Source organism: Streptomyces brasiliensis, from assembly GCF_014647875.1.
In the GTDB taxonomy this organism is placed as follows: Bacteria; Actinomycetota; Actinomycetes; order Streptomycetales; family Streptomycetaceae; genus Streptomyces; species Streptomyces brasiliensis.
Window position 1 is genome coordinate 286,607 of the sequence record NZ_BMQA01000007.1, and the last position, 22,720, is coordinate 309,326.

The window sequence follows — 22,720 nt, forward strand, 5'->3', positions numbered from 1 at the left end:
GGCCGCATAGGGTCGTCACCCCGTGGACTTCTACGGCCCCGTGAAAGGAGCCCCGCAGTGACCGACGCTCCGGCCACCCGCATCCCCGTCATCATCGACTGCGACACCGGTGTCGACGACGCCCTCGCCCTGCTGTTCGCCGTCCGGCACCCGGGGCTCGACCTGCGCGCGGTCACCTGCGTCGCCGGGAACACCGACGTGGACGGCGTGGTCCGCAACACGCTGACCGTGCTGGAGCGGGCGGGCGCGGGCGACATTCCGGTCGCGCGCGGGGCCGAGCGGCCGCTGATCGAGCCCGCCCGCTCGGCCCGGCACGTGCACGGCGCGGACGGGATGGGTGACCTCGGTCTGCCCGCGCCGATCCGTACCCCGGCCGACGTGGACGCGGTGACCCTGCTGCGCCGCGAGATCCTCGCCTCCCCGCGGCCGGTCACCCTGATCCCCACCGCGCCTTTGACCAACATCGCCCTGCTGCTGCGCACCCACCCGGAGGTGACCGGCAACATCGAGCGGATCGTGTTCATGGGCGGCGCGGTGGCCACCGGGAACGCCACGGCGGTGGCCGAGTTCAACGTCTGGCACGACCCGGAGGCCGCCGCGATCCTGCTCACCGCCGGGGTGCCGGTCACCATGTACGGCCTCGACGTGTTCACCCGGGTCGTCGTCCCGGGCCCGGACATACGGCGGCTGCGCGCGAGCGCGGAACCCGGCGCACGTCTCGCCGGCGACCTGCTGGCCCACCGCCCGGCCTCCCCCGACACCGACGGCGACGACCCGGCGGGCGGTCTCGGCGACGCGGGCGCGGTGTGCGCGGTCGCCGACCCGGCGGGCATCAGCACCCGCCTGCTGCCCGTCGAGGTCTCGCTGGCCCCCGGTCCGGCGCGCGGCCAGACGGTCGTGGACCGCCGTCCTCGCCCCGGCGAGTCCGAGATCCACGACGGCGCACGCGAACAGGCCCTGGTGGACGTGGCGTTGGACGTGGACGTGGAGCGGTACGTGAAGCTGTACCTGGAGACGGTCGAGGCAGGCAGGGGCTAGTCGGCGGCGTCGGCGGGACGTACCGTCCAGCGCTGCTCCACCTTCGCGACCTTCCAGTACACGACCGCCGCCGCCCACACCACCACGAACAGGCCGACGATCACGTACCCCACGTGGTCGAGATCGAGACCGGCGATCCAGCCGGTGACGTCGTCGCGCAGGTCGAGCTTGTCGTGCAGGACGCCGACCAGTTCGATCGTGCCGATGAAGAAGGCGACCGCGATGGACAGTCCGGTGATGGTGAGGTTGTAGAACACCTTGCGCACCGGGTGGGAGAACGCCCACTGGTAGGCGAAGTTCATGAAGGTGCCGTCGAGTGTGTCGAACAGGCTCATCCCGGCCGCGAACAGGAGCGGCAGGCACAGGATCGCGTACCAGGGCAGGCCCGCCGCCGCGCCCGAGCCCGCCATCACCATCAGGGTCACTTCGGTCGCCGTGTCGAAGCCGAGGCCGAACAGGAAGCCCAGCGGGTACATCTGGCCGGGCCGGCTGACCGACCTGGTGAGCCGGCCCAGGATCTGGTTCATGAACCCCCGGGAATCCAGGTGCTGTTCGAGCTCCCGCTCGTCGTACGTCCCCGCCCGCATCGCCCGGAAGACCCTCAGGATGCCGAACAGGGCGACCAGGTTGAGGGCGGCGATGAGGTAGAGGAACGTACCGGAGATCGTCGTCCCCATGAAGCCGAGCACCTGGTGGGTCGTCGACTCCTCGTTCATCACCTTTCCGGCGAGCCGGGTGCCGCCCGCGATCAGCAGGGCGAGCAGGACGACCACGCTGGAGTGGCCCAGCGCGAACCAGAAGCCCACCGACACCGGGCGCTTGCCGTCGGCCATCAGCTTGCGGGTGGTGTTGTCGATCGCGGCGATGTGGTCGGCGTCGAAGGCGTGCCGCATGCCGAGGGTGTACGCGGTGACGCCGAGGCCGATACCGAAGGCCTTGGAGCCGATCTCGTAGTGCTCGGGGACGACGAGCAGGAACAGGATCCCGAAGGCGACGACGTGCAGAGCGACGATCACCACCAACAGCCCCGCGGTCCTGAGAGTGTCCTCGCGCCGCCATGCGAAGGGGGTTCGGGCAGGGGTGGGCAGGGCCATCCGGTTCACGCTCCAGCACCTCGTGGATCACTTCGTGAGATGCCGTGGCCGGTCTCCTGGCTTACGGGTCGTACGTCCCCGGATTCCGCCTTCCCGGCCTTCCGGCCAGTGGCTGTCCCGTGCGGAACGACGGGACGTGGAACGGGAACTCCCCGGTCACAGTGGCGAGGGCCGCGTCGACTTCGCATCGACTTCCCGAGCACCACGGCCTGTTCACCCTAGGCGGGTGGGTGGGGTGCTGCACAGCCGGGCACAGCCGCAGGTAGCGAAGATCACGTACGGCGAAGTCCCGCGCAGGTGTCGCCTCACCCGATGGTGGGACTGGGACTGGGAACCGGACTGGAGCCGGGGGTGTCCGCCGGCGGATCACCAGGGTCACCACCCGCCGGCGGGGTGAGAACCACCTGTGGCCGGCCGGGGGCCGGTGCGGGCGGGGTCATGTCCTTGGCGGACAGCTTCGGCGGGGTGGTCTCCTGGAACAGCACCTGGCCGAAGTCGACCAGACCCGTCTTCTCCATGACCGTGATGTGGTCGAGGACGGTGGTGTTGGCTTGGTCGGCCAGGGCCCGCACCAGCGTGTTCTGCGTGGTGGAGCGGATCTTCGCGACGGTGTTGAAGATCTGCCCGTGCGTGACGCGCAGGATGTTGGCGAAGTCGGTGTCGAACTTCTTGCCGCTGTCCGCGTTCAGCGTGCTGATGAACCCCTGCTGCTGCGGGCTGGGCTGGTTCGGGATGGCAATGTTCAGCTGCGGGGCGATCTTCCGGCAGGTGGCGTCGAGGGCGGCGTGCCCCGAGACCAGATGCTGCCCGGCGACGAGAACGCCCTTGCTGGTCCCCTTCTTGAGGGCCATCTGCCCCACCGGGTACTCCCACAGCCCGGCCGCCCGCACCTTCACCACGAAGTCCCGGTCCGCCTCCGTCAACGGCCCCCACCGCGTCTGGGCGATGACCCGCGAGGGTGAACTCGAAACGGTGGTCAGCCCCAGCATGCTCGGGTAGGCGAGCGATGCGAGGGTCAGCGTCAGGGCACCGCCGACGAACAGAGTCCCCGCAACGTTCCGCGAAAACCGCACTGTGCCTCCTGCCCGGTCGTACATCCCGCCCGAGAGCGGTTCGGCCACCGACAGGTACGGACGGGGAAGCGGGAGTTGTCTCTGGTTTTGGTAAAGAACTGCAACGACTGCGGTCTGGGGGTTCGTTGGGGAAACGTCGACCGGTTCGCGGGAGAGTTCCCCCCAGAGGTTCTGCCGCGCTGCCCGTGTTGCCGTATCGCAAGCCCACCAAGGGGCGGGACTACTGGGTGTTCGATGGCGTCCTGGGCGACGAGAAGGAGCCGGGCGGCGGCACCCTCACTCACAACTGCGTGCAGGCCGTGGGTGAGGGGGAGAGCGAGCCCCGGCCGCACCGACCCGCGCGCCCGGTGCCGGTACGCCGCCGTGCTCTACCTCGACCCCGCCGTACCCAAGGACTGCGGGACCAGCTTCTACCGGCAGTCCCTGCCCGGCGGGCGGCTCGGCGGCAACGTCGTCCAGGCCCCGCACGACAACCTCGTCGACGCCCTCGGGACGCGGTTCGTGGTGCCCGACGCCTTCGAGGAGGACGTACGGGTTCCGCACAGGTACAGCCGGCTCCTCCTCTGCAACGCCAACCTCGTGCACAGCGCCACCGGTTACTCAGGTACGACGCTGGAGGAGAAGCGGATGACCGCCGTCTTCTTCTGGATGACGTGATCGGGCTCCGGGTTCAGCGCGGCCTTGCTGGAGGCGTACAGGGCCATCCCGGCGACGCCGTACGTCGCGACCATCGTGCTGACGTTCACGATCGCCCCGTGCCCGCGCTCGGCCATGCCCGGCGCCAGCTCGGCCACCAGGTGGAACGGGGCCTTCACGGTCAGGTCGTAGACGGCGTCCACGTCACCCTGCGGCGTCTCCTCCGTCGGCCCGAACGGGAAGACACCCGCGTTGTTGACGAGGATGTCCACGTGGCCGCCGCCCGGTGCGACGGCCTCCCGGGCCAGCCGCCGCACCGACTCCGCCTCACTCAGGTCGGCGGCGACGAAGTCCGCCTTGCCGCCGCGCTCGCGGACGACGGAGACCACCGCCTCGCCGCGGTCGGCGTCGCGCCCCGCGACCAGGACGTGCGCGCCCCGCTCGGCGAGCAGCGTCGCGGTCGCGGAGCCGATGCCGCTGGTCGCTCCGGTCACCAGGGCCACGCGTCCGGTCAGGTCGACAGAAGTCATGAGGATCGTCCTCCAGGTCGAAAGATCTTGAGAGATGCCGAAAGATGTTGAGAGGTGTCGATCGGTATCCAGATGGGTGGTGACGTCACCTCGTTCGCGAGGTGACGGATGTCCGAAGAGCCGTCGGCGGGCCGGGATTCCGGTCGCGCCATAGGCGGTTCCGAGGGCCGCCATAAGCGCGGGGGCGTCTGGTACTCGGGGGCGCGCGGTCGGGGCGTGCCGCGTGGACACACAGGCCGTGGCGGGTGCGCGGCGGAAGGCCGCGCTTATGGCCGACTTCCGGGAAACGAATGGCTGGACCGCGATCCACGGCGGGAGTCCTGCGGTTGTACGACACGGACCGCACGTCGATCACGAGGTGAGGGAAACGATGAGCGAAGCACACGAAACACACGAGAACGGCGTCTACGACCTGATCGTCCTCGGCGCGGGCCCGGTCGGCCAGAACGTCGCCGACCGCGCCCGCGCGGCCGGTCTCTCCGTCGCCGTCGTGGAGCGGGAGCTGGTGGGCGGCGAGTGCTCCTACTGGGCCTGCGTCCCCAGCAAGGCCCTGCTCCGCCCGGTCATCGCGGCCTCCGAGGCCCGCCGGGTGGACGGCGCCCGGCAGGCCGTCACCGGTCCGCTCGACGCGGAGGCGGTCTTCGCCCGCCGCGACCGGTACGTCACCGAGTGGGACGACAGCGGCCAGGCCCTGTGGGTGAAGGGCATCGGCGCCGACCTGTACCGCGGGCACGGCCGGATCGACGGTCCCCGCACGGTCACCGTCACCCGGGACGACGGCGGCCGGCAGACCCTCACCGCCCGGCACGCGGTGGCCCTCGCCACGGGCAGCAAGCCGGTGCTGCCCGATGTGCCAGGCATCGAGGAGGCCCGTCCCTGGACGAACCGGCACGGCACCGACTCCTCCGCCGTGCCCGCCCGGCTCGCGGTCGTCGGCGGCGGAGGGGTCGGCGTCGAGATGGCCACCCTCTGGCAGGGCCTCGGCTCGCACGTCACGCTGCTCGCCCGCCGCGCCCTGCTGCCCCGCATGGAACCCTTCGCCGGCGAACTGGTCGCCCAGGGTCTGACCGAGGCGGGCGCGGACGTGCGTACCGGTGTACGGGTGACCGCCGTACGCCGCCCGGACCCCGCCGGGCCGGTCACCCTCACCCTCGACGACGGCGGCGAACTGGAGGCCGACGAGGCGCTGTTCGCCACCGGCCGCAGGCCCGCCACCGACGACCTCGGCCTCGACACGGTCGGCCTCACGCCAGGCGCCTGGCTGGACGTGGACACCACCGGCCTGGTCCAGGGCGTCGACGGCGACTGGCTGTACGCCCTCGGCGACATCAACCACCGCGCCCTGCTCACCCACCAGGGCAAGTACCAGGCGCGGACGGCGGGCGACGCCATCGCCGCGCGGGCCGCCGGCCGGCCCCTGGACGACGGGCCCTGGGGCGACCACGCCACCACCGCCGACCAGCACGCCGTACCGCAGGTCTTCTTCACCGACCCCGAGGCGGCCGCCGTGGGCCTGAGCGCTGAGCAGGCCGAGGCCGCCGGGCACCGCGTGCGGACCGTCGACCTCGACATGAACGCGGCCCAGGGTGCCAACCTCTTCGCCGACGGCTACCCGGGCCACGCCCGCCTGGTGATCGACAGCGACCGGGACGTCCTGCTCGGGGCGACGTTCGTCGGACCGGGGGTGGGAGATCTGCTGCACTCGGCGACGATCGCGGTCGTCGGCGAGGTGCCGATCAAGCGGCTGCGGCACGCGGTCGCCTCGTTCCCGACGGTCAGCGAGATCTGGGTGTTCCTCGTGGCGGCGGCACGGGGCGCCGGGCACTGAGCGCGGCGCCGGTGTCCTGACTTCCGTGATGCGACCATGACACGGCGTGGCTCTCTGGCGCGGGCGGCGCCAGGTGGGTGAGGATGCGTGGGTGAACGATCACATAGCGCGCAACGTCACCCTCCGCCCGGTCGCGTCGGCCGCCCGGATCGCTGTCGTCATGCTGCTGCTCGCCGGCGCTGTCTGGGTCGTGCGGGCGGTGTGGGAGATCCGGCTCGCGGTGGCCGGGGAACCGGCCTCCGGCCCGCCCGACCAGGGCGGCGGCACGTACCGGCCACCGACCGCGCTGGAGGACTCGTACGACCTGGTCCTGTCCATCGGCGGCGGCGTGGTGCTGCTCTGCGCGGTCGCGTTCCTGTCGTGGCTGTGGCGGGTCCGGGACAACGCGCGTGTGCTGTCGGGGCAGAAGCCGAAGTACCTCGGCTTCTGGGTCTACCTCGGCTGGATCGTGCCGATCGCGAACCTGTGGGTGCCGCGCGGACTCGTCGTGGACGTCCACCGGGCGAGCGACCCGGAGCGGCCCGCGCCCCTCCTGCTGAACGTGTGGTGGGTCCTGTGGCTCATCGGCACGTTCAGCGGCGTCGGCATGATCTACGAAGACGGCAAGGACCAGGTCATCGCGCGCGCCTACTCCGACATCGGGACCCTGCTCGCCTCCGACGCGGCCCTGATCGGCGCCGCCGTCGCCGGTGCCCTCATGGTCCGCAGGGTCACCGAGGCCCAGCGGCGTCGGGCGGCGACCTGGACTCCGCCCGCGGCCGACGTCCGGGCGTCGGAGCCGGTGCGACCGTAACGTGCGGGGGGACAGCCGGCGGCAGACGGACGAGGTACGGGACCCATCATGACCACCATCGCCATCATCGGGGCGGGTCCCGGCCTGGGGTCCGCCGTCGCGCGCCGGTTCGGGCGGGAGGGGTACGACGTCGCCCTCGTCGCCCGTGACCGGGCGCGGCTCGACGCGCTGGCCGCGGAGCTGGCCGCGGAGGGTGTCACGGCGCGCGGGTTCAGCGCCGACGTGCGCGACCCGGAGTCGCTGGGGGCCGCGCTGGACGAGGCGGCCGCCGCCCTCGGCACGATCGAAGTGCTGCAGTACAGTCCGGTCCCGCACCGGGACTTCATGCGCCCGGTCCTTCGGACCACGCACCGGGACCTGGTCGGACCGGTCGAGTTCTCGGTCTACGGCCCCGTCGTCGCCGTACAGCGGGTCCTGCCCGGTATGCGCGAGCTGGGCCGCGGCACGATCCTGTTCGTCAACGGCGGCACCGCCGTCGTCCCGCACCCCGATCGCGCGGGCACGTCGATCGCGTTCGCCGCCGAGAGCGCGTACGGCCACCTGCTGCACGACGCGCTCGCCGCCGAGGGCATCCACGTCGCCCAGCTCGTCATCCCCGGCGCGATCGTCCCCGGGCACGTGCGCAAGGATCCCGCCGTGCTCGCGGACACCCTGTGGGACCTGCACCGCACCCGGCACGGCTTCCGCCACTACGCCGACGACCTCGACGGCTGAGGGCGCGGCATGACGTCCGAGGGGGGCCTGGAGGAGGGGCTGGGGGACATACCGCGTGGGAAGGAACTCGCCGTCTGGTTCGGCGGGGCGTCCGTCGGGGTCTGGTTGTGCTGTCCGTTCTGGACGCTGACCTGCTTCGTCGCGCTGCCGCTCGGCCTGATCGGCCTGGTGTGCGCCCGGATCGAGTACCTGGAGGCGCTGGACGGCCGCGCGCACCGGCGCCGGGCCGTCACCGGAGGCGTGCTGTCCCTGGTGGGTACCGCGGCCGCCATCGTCTACCTGGTCTTCCTCGTCTCACACCCGGACCTGCCCGCCCAGGGCTGAGACCCCGGCCCCCACGGCACTCGCGGTGGCGGAACGCCGGTTCTGCGTCACGATGGTGATGTTGACCGGAATGCACCCTGCAAGGGGGTCAAGATGGCTGTGGAAATACCTCCCCTGGTCAAGCCCTCCGTGCTGAGGCGTCGCGCCGGTCTCCTGGGGGAATGCCTGGCGGAGTTCCTGGGGACGTTCGTTCTCATCTCCTTCGGCTGCGGTTCGGTCGCGATGGCGGTGGCGGCGCTGCCGGGATCGGGCCGTACGGCGGGACCCACGACGTTCTTCCTCGGCGCGGGCGACTGGCTGCTGATCACCTGGGGCTGGGCCATGGCCGTCGTCTTCGGCGTCTACGTGGCAGGCGGCGTCAGCGGGGCGCACATCAACCCCGCGGTCACGCTGGCGTTCGCGGCGCGCCGCAAGTTCCCGTGGATCAAGGTCCTCCCTTACTGGATCTCGCAGGTCATCGGCGCGTTCGCGGGCGCGGCACTCGTGTACCTCGTCTACCACGACGCGATCAACACCTTCGACGCGGCGATGAAGGGACCGAAGACGGGCGGGCACACGGTCGCGTCGTTCTCGATCTTCGCGACGTTCCCGGCGGCGTACTTCCACGGCGGGATCTGGGGCCCGCTCATCGACCAGATCGTCGGCACCGCGTTCCTGCTGATGTTCATCGTGGCCGTCATCGACCTGCGCAACACGGCGGTGAAGGCGAACCTCGGCCCGCTGGTCGTCGGCTTCGCGGTCGCCGCGATCGGCATGTCGTACGGGGCGAACGCGGGGTATGCCGTCAACCCGGCCCGTGACTTCGGGCCGCGTCTGCTCACGTATGCCGCCGGCTGGAAGGAACTGGCGTTCCCCGGCAGCTCACCGGGGGCGTACAGCGGCTACTTCTGGGTCCCCATCGTCGGCCCGCTGATCGGCGGCGTGATCGGCGTGCTGATCTACGACCTGCTCATCGGTGACATCCTGCATCAGCGCGCCGCGATGGGCCTGCGCCCGGAACTGGGCCGGGCCCGGCCGGAGAAGACGTCCGACGAGGAGTAGCGCGGGCCTCCCGCGTGTCAACCGCCCGCGCCGTACGTCAGGTTGGAGCACAGGTCGTCGTCGGCGGAGCGGGCGTCCGACGCCACCGAGCTGGGCACGGTGGTCGGGGCAGGGGAGGCGCTGGATTCCTTGGCGTAGTCGGCGCCGACGACCACGTTGAGCACGGCGCCGCCGATGGACTCGAGCTGGGCGCCCGGGAACAGTTCGGCGAGCGTGTCGGCCCGGGTGCGCAGTCCTGGCCCGTACTGGACGACGGTCGTGGTGTGCTGCTTGTTGAGCGCGTTCGCGGTACTGGTGACGGTGAAGCCGTGCGCGGTGAGCATCCGGGCCGTGTCGGAGGCGAGGCCGTCGGTGGTGGTGCCGTTGTAGACGGCGACGTCGATACCGGCGCCGGAGACGGTCTCGGTGGGAGACGCGGAGGCTGACGCACTCGCCTTCGTCTTCTTCTTGCCGCTGGCGTCCTTGCCGTCGATCGTGCGGTCGTCCTTGAGCGCCGCCCACAGGTCGGAGGCGTCCGGCTCGACGACGGCGATGCGTGAACCCTCGTAACGCCAGGGGATCTTCACGAACTTGGTGTTGTGCAGGTCGACGTTCTTCAGGGACATCGCGAAGGAGATCAGCTTGTTCGCGGTGCCGAGGCCCGGGTCGACCGTCATGGACTTGGTGGCGGCGGTGGCCAGCGGCAGCAGCTTGGTCGGGGTGAGTCCGTCGCTCTTGATCTTCTTCATGAGGCTGGAGACGAACGCCTGCTGGCGCTGGATGCGGCCTATGTCGGAGCCGTCGCCGATGCCGTGCCTGAGCCGGACGTAGTCGAGGGCCTGCTGCCCCTCGACCTTCTGCTCGCCCTTCTTGAAGATGCGGCTGCCGCGGGTGGGGCGCTTGGGGTTGAGGTCGTTCTGGTACACGTCATCGGGCAGGCACACCTCCACGCCGCCGACGACGTCCGTCAGCGCCGCGAAGCCCTTGAAGTCGATGACCACGGTGTGGTCCACGCGCAGCCCGGTCAGCTGCTCGACCGTGTTCTGGGTGCAGGCCGGGTTGCCCTTCTCCGTCTGACCGACCGAGAAGGCCGCGTTGAACATGGTGTCGGTCTGGGTCTTCGTCCAGCTGCCGTCCGGGAGTTTGCAGGGCGGGATCGTCACCAGGGTGTCGCGGGGGATGGAGACGGCCAGGGCGTTCTTGTGGTCGGCGTAGACGTGCAGCAGGAACGCGGTGTCGGAGCGGCCGATGTCGGTCTTGTCGCCGCCGCCCAGCGCGTCGTTGCCGTCGTTGCGCGCGTCGGAGCCGATGACCAGGACATTCTCGCCCTTGGAGGCGGCGGCGTCGGGGCGGTTCTTGGACAGCCCGTCGCCGTCGAAGGTGTTGATGTCGCCGTTGAGTTTGAGATAGATCCAGCCGAGGCCGGCGGTGCCGAGCACCACCAGGGCCAGCACGACGAGGAGAAAGGTCCGCCAGGGCCGGCGCCTGCGCTCACGCTCCGCACGCCGCCCGTGCCCCGCGCCACCACCGGCCGGCGCAGTCCGGCGCCGATGACGCGAGGGTGTCTCGAGGTCGTCCCTGATGCCGGTCATCCGCGCGCCCTCATCCGTCCGTACCGGTCCGGTTCATACAGAGGGGACGCCTGGCCCCGCCCTGTGGTTGTGCAGTTGCGCAAGGGGGCGAGGGTGGCGACGAAACCGGGCACCGCAGGCGCCCACCGGCACCCCCGCCCCGGCCGGCAGCCGTCGTTCCGTCCACCGAGTCCCGCACGCCGCGCCCGTCAGGGACTCGCGACGTCGAAGCCGTACCGCAGCGGCTCGCTCTTCACCTGGAAGTCGCGGCGGTAGACGAACACGGCGTCGGCGCGCACTCCGGCCTCGGGCGGCGCCTCCACCCGGCAGGGATACGTCACCTGGATCACGCGCGGCCGGTCGGAGACCTTCATCCGCAGCCCGTCGGCGGGCCCGCCGTCGAGCACGGCGGTCTCCCAACCCGTCACGTCACTGGATTCCACGCACGAAAGTTTAATTCTCGCGCAAGTTTTACGGATGGTGATGCCTGTCACGCGGGCCGCGGTGATCCCCGGCCCGTGACAGGCCCGGTGTCGGTGGCAGGTTCGGGTCAAGATCTGGCCAAAGGGGTGGATGGGTCCGTGTGTGCGTGATCGGGTCTCCTGCGACGGCTCACACAGGCCCGTTCGGGAGGTTTCTGTTGTCAGCAACAACCCGCAAGAGACGATGGCTCACGATCTGTGCCATCACCGCGTCCGCCGGACTGATCGCGATACCCGCGGGCGCCGCGCCCGCCCGTCACGGCAGTCCCTTCGGGGCGCGCGTACAAGACCAACTCGCCGCTGAGCGCGCGCAGTCGGCCGGCGTCATGGCCCCCAGCCTGGCGGGCGAGGACGACGACGGCGGTGAGGCAGAGGAGATAGCCGAGGGCGCGGCCCAGTACGCCGAGGCCCGCACCTCGCCGGGCGTCGTCGCCCCCGGCGCCTACGGGGCCGCCTGGAGCAGCCTCGCCAAGCTGTCCAGTACCGGCGGCAGTTGGCGTGATATCACCGATCTGCCGTACGACTCCGACGACCCCCGCTACCGCGACTTCGACTCCAACTCCAGCGGTGGATCGGGCTACGTGACGGGCCGTATGGCCGCCATGGCCGCCGACGACGACGGATACGTGTACGCGGGCAGCGCCGGTGGTGGTGTGTGGCGGTCGCGCAGCGGCGGTGGGCACTGGCAGGCCATCAGTGACTCGCTGCCCTCGCAGTCCACCGGTGCGCTCGCGCTCGACGGGTCCGACCGGCTGTGGCTCGGCACCGGTGAGGCGACCACCAACGCGGACGCCTACCTCGGCAGCGGCGTCTACGTGTTGTCCGACCCGCACCACGGCACGTTCTCCACCCGCAGCCGGGTCGGCGGCGACGAGCTGGAGAGCACCACCGTGCACGCGCTGCGTTTCGGCGGCGGCAAGGTGTGGGCCGCGACCAGCGAGGGCGTGTGGAGTCACTCGACGAAGACGCTCAAGGGCTCCTGGAAGCAGGAGTTCGCGCCCAACCCCGAGTATCTGCCGGGTGGTTCGAAGGCGCACGACCCCGACTCCGCCTACAAGAACATCGCCAACGACATCGCGATCGACCCGAAGGACCCCTCCAAGGTGGTCCTCGCGATCGGCTGGCGCAGCGGTGACGACTACAACGGCTTCTACACCAAGGACGCGGGCGGTTCCTGGAAGCGGATCACCAGCGGGCTCGGGGATCTTCCCGCCGATCCCGACGGCGTCGGCAACGTCACCTTCGCCCGTTCCGCCGACGGCTCCCGCTACTACGCCATCGACCAGTCCCCGGAACAGCTCAACACCAACCCGGACAGCGGGCTCGAGGGCTTCTACGTCTCCAAGTCCGGCTCGCCGACAGGTCCCTGGACCAAGATCGCCGACTACGAAGGCCTCGCGGCCAGCGGCTCCGCGCTGAACTCCGAGGGCTACATGCCCGGCGTCCAGGCCTGGTACAACCAGTTCCTCACCGTCGACCCGAGCGACCCGAACCATGTGTACGCCGGGCTCGAGGAGGTCTACGAGTCCAAGGACGGCGGCGCCACCTGGTCGACCGTCGGGCCGTACTGGAACTTCGGCTTCGACTGCTGGAGCATCGACCCGGCCAAGCAGACCGGCGACTGCAACGCGACCACGCACTCCGACCAGCACGGCGTCGCCATCGGCCGCTACCACGGCAAGAGCTGGGTGTACGTCGGCAACGACGGCGGCGTCTACAAGCGCCCGCTGCGCGGCTCCCAGGACGCCGACGGGCACGCCACCGACTGGACGTCCCTCAACGACGGCACGATCGACACCCTCCAGTACTACTCGGTGGGCATCGGCCGCGACCTCGACCACGGCGGCGTCTCCGTCACCGGCGGCCTGCAGGACAACGGCCAGTCCCTGCTGCGCAGCAACGACAAGGTGATGGGCTCCAACTTCGGTGGCGACGGCGGCGACACCCTCACCGACCCGGCCAACGGGTGCAACATCGCCCAGGAGTACGTCTACCTTGCGATCCAGGTGACACAGAACTGCGCCGTGAACGACGGCAGTTGGGTCACCGACCCCAGCAAGATCACGTCGTACGGCATTGCCCCCGCCGACAACGCCACCGGCGAGGCCCGCTTCATCGCCCCGCTCGCGGCCGACCTGAAGAACAGCTCGACCTGGATCGCGGGTGGCCGGCACGTCTGGGTGCAGACCCATGGGTACGCCATCCGCAGCGGCTCGGAGTGGACCAGCCTGCGCGACCTCGGCGCCGGCCGCACCGCGACCGCCGTCGCGGCCTCGGGCGGCAAGGTGTACGCGGCCTGGTGCGGCCCCTGCAACGACCAGGGCTTCGCCCGCGGCATCGCCGTCGGCAACGCGGACGGCACCGGCTGGCACGACATCAACCTGCCGGTCGACGGGACGGTACCCAACCGCTACCTCAGCGGCTTCGCGATCGACCCGCAGAACGCCGACCACGTGTACCTCGCGGTCAACGGCTTCTCCCGGCACTGGACCGAGGGCCCCGGCGCAGGCCTCGGGCACGTCTTCGAGTCCAAGGACGGCGGCACGACCTGGAAGGACATCTCGGCGAACCTTCCCGACGTGCCGACGAACTCCGCGGTCGTCACGCCGAACGGCGGCCTCGCCGTGGCCACCGACCTGGGCGTCGTCTACCGCGCCCCGGGCCGCACCACCTGGCAGCGCGTCGGCCGGCTCCCCGCCGTCGCCGTGCTCCAGCTGAAGCTGAGCCCCGACGGCCGCACGCTGTACGCGGCCACGCACGGACGCGGCATCTCCACCATCGGGGTGCGCGAACTCGGCTGACCTGAAGGCTGGTCGGGGGGTGATCCCGGGTGCCGGGGTCACCCCTCCCGCGTATACGGCACCACGGTCACGTCCAGCGTGAAGGCGACGCTCGGCGCTCCCGCCACGTCCGGTGCCTTCGCCGACGCGCTGACCACGGCCGCGCCCGCCCGCGTCCCGGCACACCGCAGCGAGGCGTGCCCGGTGCCGTCCGGCTCCAGCCGCCAGCCCTCGGGCAGCACGAGGACCGGTGCCGAACTGTGTACGGCCGTCCACCGCTTGTCGTCGGTGCGGGGCGCGAGGACCAGTGACACCACGGTCCCCGGCCGTACGCACAGCCGCCGCGTCGCCGGATCACCTGGCGAGACCGTGACCCGTACCTGTCCGGCGGCGCAGTCCGAACCAGCCGAAGGCGCGTGGTCCCGGCCGCAGGCCACCAGCACCATCACCCCGGCGGCGAGCCACACCGCGGTCCAGCACCGCATACCGGCACCTCCCGACCCGATCGTCCCCCACCAGCATGCCCCTCTTCTCACCAACCGGTCAGCAGCAGGTGGTTGAGGAGGAGGGCGAGTGCCGCCTGAGCGGTGAGCCAGGCGCGGGGGCGGGTCAGGAGCGCGCAGGCCGGGAGCAGCCACATCGCGAAGGGCAGCCAGATGCGCTCGGTCTCCGCCTTGCTCAGCCCGGACAGGTCGGCGGCCAGCACGGCAAGCGCGGCGGCCGCCACGAGCAGGGCGAGCCGCACCGACGCCGGCCACGCGTCGGCCCGCGGCACCGACCGGCGTCCGCACGAGCCGCTGTCCCGCCGTCCCGCCGAGCCGGCGCCCCACCTTCGTACCTGACCCACCAGCGCACCGCCCACCCGCCCCAGCCCCGCCGCCGTGGCCGGCCCCGTCACCAGGACCAGGCAGGCCAGGTTCGCCCACACCCAGTAGCCGTACGGCCGGATGCCGCCCACACCCTGGTAGTAGCGCACCTCCAGCAGCCGGTACGCCTCCCACCAGTCGAACCCGGCGAGCGTGAACACCAGCGGGACGACGACGGTCCCGGCGAGCAGGAAGGGCAGCATGCGCAGCCGGTTCCGGCCCGGCAGCAGTGCCGCCGCGCCGATCAGCGCGAACAGCGTGAGGCCGTACGACAGATAGCAGGTCAGCCCGAACAGCAGCCCGGCGCCCGCCGCCCACCAGCGCGAGCGTCCCGTCACCGCGAGTGCGAGAAGGGCCACGGACCAGGCGGCGACGGCCGCGAAGTATCCGTCGGCCGATGCGCCCACCCACACCGCGGCCGGGGCCAGCACCAGGAACGGCGCCGCCCGCCGGGCCAGGTCCTCCCCGGCCAGCGCCCGCACCGCCACCAGCACGGCCGCGCCCGCACTCGCGCCGACGGTGATGCACCAGGCCCCGGCCCAGCCACCCCCGCCCAGGCCCACCCGGTCGAGCAGCACGAAGGTGAGTGTGGCCGCTGGCGGGTGCCCTGCGATGTGCGCGGGCCAGCTGTCGGGCGACCGGCTCAGGATGTGCCCGGTGAAGTCCCGCAGGGTGGCCGGGATGTCGTGGAAGCGGTCGATGACCTGGAGGTACTCGTTGCGGGTGGTGAGCCGGCCCGCGACGCCCCGCTGCCAGCCGTCGACCAGGGCGAGGGACCAGGTCCAGGACATGGCGGCGCCCCATGCGGCGGCGAGGAGCGCCCGCCAGGGCAGCCGGGCGGCGAGTGCGGGACCGTACGCGATCACGGCGGCCGCGACGATCAGCGCGGCCGGGGTGCCGGGGCCGACGTGCGGGTCCCAGTCCGCGAACAGCGGCGGCCAGTGGACGAAGAGGTTGCGGTAGGAGTCCTGGAGGTGGCGGCCGATCAGTACCGCCCCCAGGACGAGCAGGGCGGCGGCAGTGGCGGCGGACAGATCGCGGACGAGGGCGCGGTTCACACCGGAACGCTAGGCCGGACGGCCGCGCGCGAGGACATGCGCAGCGCGGACATCAGGGTTTCGTCATGGGTTGCGCACCCGTTCTTGGCGGTCACGCGGCCTACGGTCGAATCATGCGCGACTCACGGCTTCCCTCCTCCCCCGGCTTCTGGCGCAGCCCGCTGCGCGGTCCCTGGTTCACCTCCGTGCTCGGCGTCGTGCTGCTCGGGGGGATCACGGTGCTGTTCGTGACCGGGCTCGTGTCCTACGCCGCGTACAACCCGGGCCTGTCCCCGGTGAACGACCAGACCCCGGGCAAGGGCCTCCTCGGCTTCTATCTGTTCGCCTGGCCGACGAACCCGCACTGGCTGTACCGCTTCACCCAGGGCGTCCATGTCACGCTCGGCATCACGCTGATCCCGGTGCTGCTGGCCAAGCTCTGGTCGGTGGTGCCGAAGCTGTTCGCACTGCCTCCGGCGCGCTCGCTCGCCCACGCCCTGGAGCGGCTCTCCCTGCTGCTGCTCGTCGGAGGCGCGCTCTTCGAGTTCGTGACGGGCGTGCTCAACATCCAGCTCGACTACATCTTCCCGGGCTCCTTCTACCCGCTGCACTTCTACGGCGCCTGGGTGTTCTTCGCCGCGTTCCTCGCCCACACGGTCCTGAAGCTGCCGGTGGCCGTACGCACTCTGCGTGACCGGCGGGGGGAGAAGGACGAGCGCGACGACCTGACCTCCCCCCGGCCCGGCCGGCCCACCCTCTCCCGGCGGGGCGCGCTCCGGCTGGTCGGCGGCGGCTCGCTGCTGCTGTTCGTCACCACGGTGGGGCAGAGCCTCGGCGGCGCGCTGCGCTCGACCGCCCTGCTCGCCCCGCACGGCGGCAGCGATCCGGGATCCGGGCCCGGCGGCTTCCAGATCAACAAGACGGCCGCCTACGCCGGCATCGACGCGAAGGAGACGACCGACGACGCCTGGCGGCTGGTCGTCACCGGCCGCACCGGCGCCGTCCGGCTCAGCCGCGCCGACCTGCTGAAGATGGACCTGCACAGCTCGGCGCTGCCCATCGCCTGCGTGGAGGGCTGGTCCACGGACGACCAGTGGTGGCGGGGCGTACGGCTGCGGGACCTGGCCGCGCTCGTCGGGTACGACGATCCGCCGGACCTGCTCGTCGAGTCGCTCCAGCGGCGCGGCGGCTTCCGTCGCGCCGCCCTGCGCGCCGACCAGGTGGCCGACTCGCGCTCCCTGCTCGCCCTGTTCGCCAACGGCGAGGACCTGACCCCCGACCACGGCCACCCGGCCCGGGTCATCGTGCCCGCGGCGCCCGGCGTGCTCAACACCAAGTGGGTGGCCCGGATGACGTTCGGAGACCTGTGACGATGCGACGCATGCCGCCCACCAAGCGCCGGATGCCGGTGGCGCTGCACCGCCTCCCGCTCGGCAGCCCCCTGCAGATCCTGCTGCTGGCCTGCTCGTTCGCGCTGGCCGGTTACGCGGGCGTACGGCTCCTCGCGGACGACTGGTTCGGGGTCGCGCTGTGGTTCGTCGGCGCGGCCCTGCTGCACGACCTGGTGCTGGTGCCGCTGTACACGGTCGCCGACCGTGCGGTGATCCGAGGGTCGGACGCCGTAGGGCGCCGGGCGTGGACGCCGTACGTACGGGTGCCCGCCGTGCTGTCCGGGCTGCTCCTGCTCGTGTGGTTCCCGCTGATCAGCGGGAGGGTGGCGGAGCGCTACCGGTTGGGCACCGGCCTGTCGTCCGACGTGTTCCTCGGCCGCTGGCTGCTGATCACGGCCGTCCTCTTCGGCGGCTCGGCGCTGCTGCTGGTGCTGCGGCTGCGCAGGGCGACGAAGCTGCGCCCGCCGGCCGACCACTGAGCGACGGTACGCCAGCCGAGGGGGCGGGCGTACCGCAGCAGCGCCGGAGTGCCGAGCCGGGCCCAGGGGAACGGGGTACCGGTGGCGCCCCAGGCGTCGGTGGCCCGCACGATCCGCACGCTGAGCCGTTCGTCCACGTCGAGGGGGACGGTCTCGGCGATCAACAGGCCGCCGGGACACAGGAGCCGGGTCAGCCGGTCGAGCAGCGTGCGGGGGTCGCCGCCGATGCCGAGGTTTCCGTCGACGAGGAGCGCGGTGCCCCAGCGGCCCTCGCCGGGCAGCGGCTCGAACACGGAGCTGCGCAGTGCCTGCCCGCCGAGCCGCACGGTGTGCGCGACGGCGGCCTCGCTGACGTCGACACCGAGAGCGGTACGGCCCCGGGCGGCCAACTCGGCCACCAGCCGCCCCGGCCCGCAGCCGACGTCGATCACGGCACCCTCGCAGCGCCGCAGCACATCGAGATCGACGGCGTCGGCGGCCCCGCACCAGCGCTCCACCTCCAGGGGGAGCAGCCATCCGTCGGCACGGGAGAGAAAGAGCGGGCCACGCCCCGTCCGCAGGGCTTCGGAGTAGGGATCGGCGGACCAGGAGGGCCGGGCGGCCTCACGCTGTGCGGTGGTCCTGGGTCTCCGGGCGCCGGCGGTGGGAGCGATCGGCGTCGGGCTGTCCGTGGCCGTGGTCGTCGGCCCGTGGCCGCCCGCGGTCGTGCTCATCGGCGTCCCGCCGCCCGCAGCCGGGCCAGTTCCGCGGCGAAGCGGCCGTGCGGGGCCAGGGCGGCGACCGCCTCCGCGTCGGCCGCCGTGTCGACGTCCCGCAGGGGTGGCAGGTCGCTCACCCGCAGGCCCGCCCCGGTCAGCCGCTCGCGCTGGACGGCCCCGGTGACCGGTGTCGACATCGGGACGCCGCGCAGCAGTGCGGGATCCGGCTCGGCGAGGCCCAGGGCCCAGAAGCCGCCGTCCTCGGCGGGGCCGAAGTACGCCTCGCACCCGGCGAAGTCCACGGTGAGCAGGTCCGGCGTGATCTGCGGGGTGTCCATGCCCACCAGCAGGGCGGGCCCGTCGCAGCCGGCGAAGGCGGCCGCGAGGCGTTCGTCGAGGCCGCCCGCGCACTGCGGTACGACCTCGAAGCCGGGCGGGAGCCAGTCGCCCGGCCGTCCGTCGAGCACCAGGACCCGGCGGCGGGCGGGGGCCGCGGCCACCGCGTGGAGGGTGTCGGTGAGGGACGCCTCGGCCAGCAGCGCGGCCTCGGCGGGGGAGAACGGCGGGGTGAGCCGCGTCTTGACCCGGCCGGGGCGCGGTTCCTTGGCGATGACGAGCAGTGTGGTCACCGCGGGGTCCCCTCCGCCACGGGCGCCTCGGCCAGGACGCGGCTCATGTCCCGTACCGCCTGCCAGGTGCCCCGCCAGGTGCCGGTCACCTTGGAGGCGCCGGTGCGCGGCAGATACGACACGTCGTGCTCGGCGATGCGCCAGCCCGCGTCGGCCGCGCGCACGACCATCTGCAGCGGGTAGCCGCTGCGCCGGTCGGTGAGGCCGAGGGCGAGCAGCGCCTCGCGGCGGGCGGCGCGCAGCGGGCCGAGGTCGTGCAGGCGCAGGCCGGTGCGGCGGCGCAGTATGCGGGTGAGCGCGAGGTTCCCGGCGCGGGCGTGCGCCGGCCAGGTACCCCGGCGCTGCGGGCGGCGCCGGCCGAGCACCAGGTCGGCGCCGCCGGCGCGCACCTCGTTCACGAACGGCACGAGCTGTGCGGGGTCGAGGGAGGCGTCGCAGTCGCAGAAGCAGACGACGTCGGCGGTGGCGGCGGTGAGTCCCGCGTGGCAGGCGGCGCCGAACCCGCGGCGCGGCTCGTGGACCACGGTCGCGCCGAGCGCGCGGGCGATGTCGGCGGAGCCGTCGGTGGAGCCGTTGTCCACGACGAGGGCGCGCCAGCCCGCGGGAACGCGGGCCAGCACCCAGGGCAGGGCGTCGGCCTCGTTCAGGCAGGGGAGCACGACGTCGGCGTCCGCTGGTGTGGGAGAGGTCGTCACGGCTTCACCCTACGAGTGCAAAACGGTTATAACGGGCTTCGGCTCCTTACGGAACATGGACGTCCGAGGCGGGCCGTGAGTCCTTACGAAACGCGGACGCCCGCGTCCGGGTGCGCCCTCGGGGGCCGCGCACGGACGGGCGGGGTGCGACGCTGGCCGTATGGAGCAGCAGGCGGAAGAACCGGCGGCCGGAGCCCGGGTCCTGGTCGTCGACGACGATCCGACGGTCGCCGAGGTGGTCGCCGGATACCTCGACCGGGCCGGGTACGTCGTGGACCGCGCCGAGGACGGCCCGGCCGCGCTCGCCCGCGCCACCGCCCACTGGCCCGACCTGGTGGTCCTCGACCTGATGCTGCCCGGTATGGACGGCCTCGAGGTGTGCCGCCGGATGCGCGGCCGGGCGCCCGTGCCGGTCATCATGCTCACCGCCCGTGGCGACGAGGACGACCGCATCCTCGGCCTCGAGGTGGGCGCGGACGACTACGTCACCAAGCCGTTCAGCCCCCGCGAACTCGTCCTGCGCGTGGAGTCCGTGCTGCGCCGCACCCGCCCGCGCTCCGACACCGGCCAGCTGGCCGCGGCCGGGCTCAGTGTCGATCCGGCGGCCCGCCGCGCCCTCAAGAACGGCTACGAACTCGCGCTCACCATCCGGGAGTTCGACCTGCTCGCCTTCTTCCTGCGGCACCCCGGGCGGGTGTTCAGCCGGCAGGACCTGATGAAGGAGGTGTGGGGCTGGGACTTCGGCGACCTGTCCACGGTCACCGTGCATGTCCGCCGGCTGCGCGGCAAGGTCGAGGACGACCCGGCCCGGCCCCGGCTCATCCAGACGGTGTGGGGCGTCGGCTACCGCTTCGAGGCCGTCGCCGGGGAGGAGCGGCCGTGAACGACATGCTGCGGATGGCGCTGTACGCGTTCCTGGGCGCGGTGGCCGCCGGTGCGCTCGGCGCGGGCGCACTGTGGCTGCTGCGCCGGCGCTCGCTCACCGCGTCGCTCACCGTGGTGGCGTCCGTCGCCGTGACCGCGATGCTCGCGGGCACCCTCGCGGTCGCGTGGGCGATGTTCCTGTCCCCGCACGATCTGAAGGTCGTCACGACGGTGGTCGCGATGGCCACCGTGGTGTCGCTGGCCACGGCCCTGATGCTCGGCCGCTGGGTCGTCGCCCGCAGTCGTGAACTCCAGCGCGCCGCCCGCTCGTTCGGCTACGGCGGCTCCTTCGCTGCGCCCGACGGTCCGGTTACCGCCGAACTCGCCGATCTCAGCCGCGAGTTGGCGGCCACCAGTGCCCGGCTCGCCGAGTCCCGGAACCGCGAGCGCGCCCTGGAGACCTCCCGGCGTGAGCTGGTCGCCTGGATCTCGCACGACCTGCGCACCCCGCTCGCCGGGCTGCGCGCCATGGCCGAGGCGCTGGAGGACGGTGTCGCCGCCGACCCCGAGCGCTACCTCAAGCAGATCCGGACCGAGGTCGAGCGCCTCAACGACATGGTCGGCGACCTCTTCGAGCTCTCCCGCATCCACGCGGGCGCCCTCGCCCTGTCCCCGTCCCGCATGTCCCTGTACGACCTGGTGGGCGACGCGTTGGCGGGAGCCGACCCGCTCGCCCGCGAACTCGGCGTACGGCTGGTGGGGGACCGTATCGAGCCGGTGCCCGTCGAGGTGGACGGCAAGGAGATGAGCCGGGTCCTGGGCAACCTGCTGGTCAACGCGATCCGGCGGACACCGGCCGACGGAACGGTGGCCGTCGCCGCCGAACGCTGCCCCGAGGGCGTCGTGCTGTCGGTGACCGACGGCTGCGGCGGCATCCCCGAGGAGGACCTGCCCCGCGTCTTCGACACCGGCTGGCGCGGCACCCACGCCCGCACACCCCCGGCCGGCGCGGGCCTGGGCCTGGCCATCGTCCGAGGCATCGTCGAGGCCCACCGCGGCAGCGCATCGGTACACAACATCCCGGGCGGCTGCCGCTTCGAGGTGACTTTGCCGACGGCGCTGTAGCAGCCCTATGCCGACGCCGCGAACTCCCGCATCCCCGCCTCGAAGCCGACCTCCGGTTTCCAGTCCAGTTCCGTGCGCAGGCGGGTCGAGTCCGCGGTGATGTGGCGGACGTCGCCCAGGCGGTACTCGCCGGTGACCACCGGCTCGGGGCCGCCGTACGCCGCCGCCAGGGCGTGGGCCATCTCGCCGACCGTGTGCGGGTCGCCGCTGCCCGTGTTGTACGGCGTGAGCGCGCCCGGCGCGGAAGACGCCTCCAGCGCCGCCAGGTTGGCCGCCGCCACGTCCCGTACGTGCACGAAGTCCCGGCGCTGGCGGCCGTCCTCGAACACCCGCGGGGCCTCGCCCCGGGCGAGGGCGGAGCGGAAGAAGGAGGCGACCCCGGCGTACGGGGTGTCGCGGGGCATCCGGGGGCCGTACACGTTGTGGTAGCGCAGCGACACCGCCGAGCCGCCGGTGGCCCGCGCCCACGCGGCCGCCAGATGCTCCTGGGCGAGCTTGGTCGCGGCGTACACGTTGCGCGGGTCGGCCGGAGCGTCCTCGCCGACCAGACCCGGCGTCAGGTCGGCCCCGCAGACGGGGCAGCCGGGCTCGAACCGCCCCGCCGCGAGCCGCCCGGGCTCCCGAGGTCCCGGCCGGACCACTCCGTGCCGCGCGCACTCGTACCGCCCCTCCCCGTACACCACCATCGACCCGGCGAGCACCAGCCGCCGTACCCCCGTCCGGGCCATCGCGGCCAGCAGCACCGCCGTACCGAGGTCGTTGCGCGAGACGTACTCCGGCGCGTCGGCGAAGCCGGTGCCGAGACCGACCATGGCCGCCTGGTGGCAGACGGCGTCCACTCCGGCCAGGGCGCGGGCGACGGCGTCCCGGTCCCGGACGTCGGCGGCCGGGTCGGCGCGCACGTCGTACGCGACTGGTTCGTGCCCGTGCGCCGACAGCGCCTCGACGACATGTGATCCGATGAACCCGGCCGAGCCGGTGACCAGTACGCGCATGCTCCGCACGCTAGGCGGCGCGGCCCCCCGTACCGAAGGACCACGCCCGCCACGTCAC

Annotated in this window: 21 protein-coding genes, 2 pseudogenes and 1 riboswitch; of the genes and pseudogenes, 12 read left to right on the forward strand and 11 right to left on the reverse strand. The window is 72.4% G+C overall.

Annotated features, from left to right (window positions below):
* Window positions 1-57 precede the first annotated feature (57 nt).
* A complete protein-coding gene (locus IEZ19_RS14200; RefSeq protein ID WP_189311502.1) occupies window positions 58-1,038 on the forward strand; it encodes a nucleoside hydrolase in 981 nt (326 codons plus the stop codon).
* Here the strand turns inward: IEZ19_RS14200 and nicT are convergent.
* Window positions 1,035-2,132, reverse strand: coding sequence for a Nickel transporter NicT (gene nicT, locus IEZ19_RS14205; protein WP_189311578.1), 1,098 nt, complete (start codon window positions 2,130-2,132; stop codon window positions 1,035-1,037). The genes IEZ19_RS14200 and nicT overlap by 4 nt on opposite strands.
* 29 nt (window positions 2,133-2,161) lie before the next feature.
* A riboswitch (cobalamin riboswitch) is annotated at window positions 2,162-2,354 on the reverse strand.
* Window positions 2,355-2,437: 83 nt separating this feature from the next.
* Window positions 2,438-3,205 (reverse strand): DUF4142 domain-containing protein, encoded by a 768-nt coding sequence (locus IEZ19_RS14210; RefSeq protein ID WP_229840312.1) that lies wholly within the window; start codon window positions 3,203-3,205, stop codon window positions 2,438-2,440.
* A 185-nt stretch (window positions 3,206-3,390) separates the two neighbouring features.
* Here IEZ19_RS14210 and IEZ19_RS14215 point away from each other — a divergent pair.
* Window positions 3,391-3,862: pseudogene (locus IEZ19_RS14215) on the forward strand (DUF6445 family protein).
* Here the strand turns inward: IEZ19_RS14215 and IEZ19_RS14220 are convergent.
* Entirely contained in the window at window positions 3,802-4,371 is a 570-nt protein-coding gene (locus IEZ19_RS14220) for an SDR family NAD(P)-dependent oxidoreductase (RefSeq protein WP_189311503.1), read from the reverse strand. The pseudogene IEZ19_RS14215 and the gene IEZ19_RS14220 sit on opposite strands and share 61 nt — an antisense overlap.
* A 370-nt stretch (window positions 4,372-4,741) precedes the next feature.
* Here IEZ19_RS14220 and IEZ19_RS14225 point away from each other — a divergent pair, with 370 nt between their 5' ends.
* The 5 genes from IEZ19_RS14225 (at window position 4,742) to IEZ19_RS14245 (ending at window position 9,071) form a co-directional block, all read left to right on the forward strand.
* Window positions 4,742-6,199, forward strand: a complete 1,458-nt coding sequence (locus IEZ19_RS14225) for a dihydrolipoyl dehydrogenase family protein (protein ID WP_189311504.1) — start codon at window positions 4,742-4,744, stop codon at window positions 6,197-6,199.
* A gap of 91 nt (window positions 6,200-6,290) precedes the next feature.
* Window positions 6,291-6,992 (forward strand): DUF4328 domain-containing protein, encoded by a 702-nt coding sequence (locus tag IEZ19_RS14230; protein WP_229840314.1) that lies wholly within the window; start codon window positions 6,291-6,293, stop codon window positions 6,990-6,992.
* A gap of 48 nt (window positions 6,993-7,040) precedes the next feature.
* On the forward strand, window positions 7,041-7,706 hold the full coding sequence (locus IEZ19_RS14235; RefSeq protein ID WP_189311505.1) for an SDR family NAD(P)-dependent oxidoreductase: 666 nt from the start codon (window positions 7,041-7,043) through the stop codon (window positions 7,704-7,706).
* A 9-nt stretch (window positions 7,707-7,715) separates the two neighbouring features.
* On the forward strand, window positions 7,716-8,030 hold the full coding sequence (locus IEZ19_RS14240) for a hypothetical protein (protein WP_189311506.1): 315 nt from the start codon (window positions 7,716-7,718) through the stop codon (window positions 8,028-8,030).
* A gap of 93 nt (window positions 8,031-8,123) precedes the next feature.
* Entirely contained in the window at window positions 8,124-9,071 is a 948-nt protein-coding gene (locus tag IEZ19_RS14245; protein WP_189311507.1) for an MIP/aquaporin family protein, read from the forward strand.
* A 17-nt stretch (window positions 9,072-9,088) separates the two neighbouring features.
* Here the strand turns inward: IEZ19_RS14245 and IEZ19_RS14250 are convergent, their stop codons facing one another.
* On the reverse strand, window positions 9,089-10,642 hold the full coding sequence (locus IEZ19_RS14250) for an LCP family protein (RefSeq protein WP_189311508.1): 1,554 nt from the start codon (window positions 10,640-10,642) through the stop codon (window positions 9,089-9,091).
* A gap of 188 nt (window positions 10,643-10,830) precedes the next feature.
* Complete coding sequence (locus tag IEZ19_RS14255; RefSeq protein ID WP_229840315.1) at window positions 10,831-11,064, reverse strand: hypothetical protein; 234 nt, start codon at window positions 11,062-11,064, stop codon at window positions 10,831-10,833.
* A gap of 197 nt (window positions 11,065-11,261) precedes the next feature.
* On the opposite strand from IEZ19_RS14255, the gene IEZ19_RS14260 reads away from it, so the two are divergent.
* Window positions 11,262-13,904 (forward strand): beta propeller repeat protein, encoded by a 2,643-nt coding sequence (locus IEZ19_RS14260; protein WP_189311509.1) that lies wholly within the window; start codon window positions 11,262-11,264, stop codon window positions 13,902-13,904.
* 38 nt (window positions 13,905-13,942) lie between these two features.
* Here the strand turns inward: IEZ19_RS14260 and IEZ19_RS14265 are convergent, their stop codons facing one another.
* Together IEZ19_RS14265 and IEZ19_RS14270 are read right to left on the reverse strand one after the other, a co-directional pair.
* Complete coding sequence (locus IEZ19_RS14265; RefSeq protein ID WP_229840317.1) at window positions 13,943-14,368, reverse strand: acetyl-CoA synthetase; 426 nt, start codon at window positions 14,366-14,368, stop codon at window positions 13,943-13,945.
* A gap of 47 nt (window positions 14,369-14,415) precedes the next feature.
* Entirely contained in the window at window positions 14,416-15,807 is a 1,392-nt protein-coding gene (locus IEZ19_RS14270) for a glycosyltransferase family protein (RefSeq protein ID WP_189311510.1), read from the reverse strand.
* 113 nt (window positions 15,808-15,920) lie between these two features.
* Between IEZ19_RS14270 and IEZ19_RS14275 the strand changes: the two genes are divergently transcribed.
* Window positions 15,921-17,156 (forward strand): molybdopterin-dependent oxidoreductase, encoded by a 1,236-nt coding sequence (locus tag IEZ19_RS14275; protein WP_229840319.1) that lies wholly within the window; start codon window positions 15,921-15,923, stop codon window positions 17,154-17,156.
* A 2-nt stretch (window positions 17,157-17,158) separates the two neighbouring features.
* Window positions 17,159-17,656, forward strand: coding sequence for a hypothetical protein (locus IEZ19_RS50635; RefSeq protein ID WP_373296970.1), 498 nt, complete (start codon window positions 17,159-17,161; stop codon window positions 17,654-17,656).
* 140 nt (window positions 17,657-17,796) lie between these two features.
* On the opposite strand, the pseudogene IEZ19_RS50640 reads toward IEZ19_RS50635, so the two are convergent.
* From IEZ19_RS50640 to IEZ19_RS14290, 3 genes and pseudogenes are all read right to left on the reverse strand, one after another.
* A pseudogene (locus tag IEZ19_RS50640) lies at window positions 17,797-18,369 on the reverse strand (class I SAM-dependent methyltransferase); the annotation flags it as partial.
* Window positions 18,366-18,983: a TIGR04282 family arsenosugar biosynthesis glycosyltransferase gene (locus tag IEZ19_RS14285; protein ID WP_189311513.1), complete on the reverse strand. Its 618-nt coding sequence runs from the start codon at window positions 18,981-18,983 to the stop codon at window positions 18,366-18,368. The pseudogene IEZ19_RS50640 and the gene IEZ19_RS14285, both read right to left, overlap by 4 nt.
* Entirely contained in the window at window positions 18,980-19,678 is a 699-nt protein-coding gene (locus tag IEZ19_RS14290; protein WP_189311514.1) for a glycosyltransferase family 2 protein, read from the reverse strand. The genes IEZ19_RS14285 and IEZ19_RS14290 overlap by 4 nt, the downstream gene beginning before the upstream one ends.
* A 160-nt stretch (window positions 19,679-19,838) precedes the next feature.
* Here IEZ19_RS14290 and IEZ19_RS14295 point away from each other — a divergent pair, with 160 nt between their 5' ends.
* Both IEZ19_RS14295 and IEZ19_RS14300 read left to right on the forward strand, forming a co-directional pair.
* Entirely contained in the window at window positions 19,839-20,561 is a 723-nt protein-coding gene (locus tag IEZ19_RS14295; protein ID WP_189311515.1) for a response regulator transcription factor, read from the forward strand.
* A 5-nt stretch (window positions 20,562-20,566) separates the two neighbouring features.
* Entirely contained in the window at window positions 20,567-21,667 is a 1,101-nt protein-coding gene (locus IEZ19_RS14300; protein ID WP_373296972.1) for a sensor histidine kinase, read from the forward strand.
* Between the two features lie 5 nt (window positions 21,668-21,672).
* On the opposite strand, the gene IEZ19_RS14305 is transcribed toward IEZ19_RS14300, so the two are convergent.
* A complete protein-coding gene (locus tag IEZ19_RS14305; protein WP_189311517.1) occupies window positions 21,673-22,662 on the reverse strand; it encodes an NAD-dependent epimerase/dehydratase family protein in 990 nt (329 codons plus the stop codon).
* Window positions 22,663-22,720 lie beyond the last annotated feature (58 nt).

Coding starts and splice junctions, on each gene's coding strand:
- nicT (WP_189311578.1), bottom strand. CDS start 2,132: ATGGCCCTGCCCACCCCTGCCCGAACCCCCTTCGCATGGCGGCGCGAG.
- IEZ19_RS14220 (WP_189311503.1), bottom strand. CDS start 4,371: ATGACTTCTGTCGACCTGACCGGACGCGTGGCCCTGGTGACCGGAGCG.
- IEZ19_RS14225 (WP_189311504.1), top strand. CDS start 4,742: ATGAGCGAAGCACACGAAACACACGAGAACGGCGTCTACGACCTGATC.
- IEZ19_RS14235 (WP_189311505.1), top strand. CDS start 7,041: ATGACCACCATCGCCATCATCGGGGCGGGTCCCGGCCTGGGGTCCGCC.
- IEZ19_RS14240 (WP_189311506.1), top strand. CDS start 7,716: ATGACGTCCGAGGGGGGCCTGGAGGAGGGGCTGGGGGACATACCGCGT.
- IEZ19_RS14245 (WP_189311507.1), top strand. CDS start 8,124: ATGGCTGTGGAAATACCTCCCCTGGTCAAGCCCTCCGTGCTGAGGCGT.
- IEZ19_RS14250 (WP_189311508.1), bottom strand. CDS start 10,642: ATGACCGGCATCAGGGACGACCTCGAGACACCCTCGCGTCATCGGCGC.
- IEZ19_RS14265 (WP_229840317.1), bottom strand. CDS start 14,368: ATGCGGTGCTGGACCGCGGTGTGGCTCGCCGCCGGGGTGATGGTGCTG.
- IEZ19_RS14275 (WP_229840319.1), top strand. CDS start 15,921: ATGCGCGACTCACGGCTTCCCTCCTCCCCCGGCTTCTGGCGCAGCCCG.
- IEZ19_RS50635 (WP_373296970.1), top strand. CDS start 17,159: ATGCGACGCATGCCGCCCACCAAGCGCCGGATGCCGGTGGCGCTGCAC.
- IEZ19_RS14295 (WP_189311515.1), top strand. CDS start 19,839: ATGGAGCAGCAGGCGGAAGAACCGGCGGCCGGAGCCCGGGTCCTGGTC.
- IEZ19_RS14300 (WP_373296972.1), top strand. CDS start 20,567: ATGCTGCGGATGGCGCTGTACGCGTTCCTGGGCGCGGTGGCCGCCGGT.
- IEZ19_RS14305 (WP_189311517.1), bottom strand. CDS start 22,662: ATGCGCGTACTGGTCACCGGCTCGGCCGGGTTCATCGGATCACATGTC.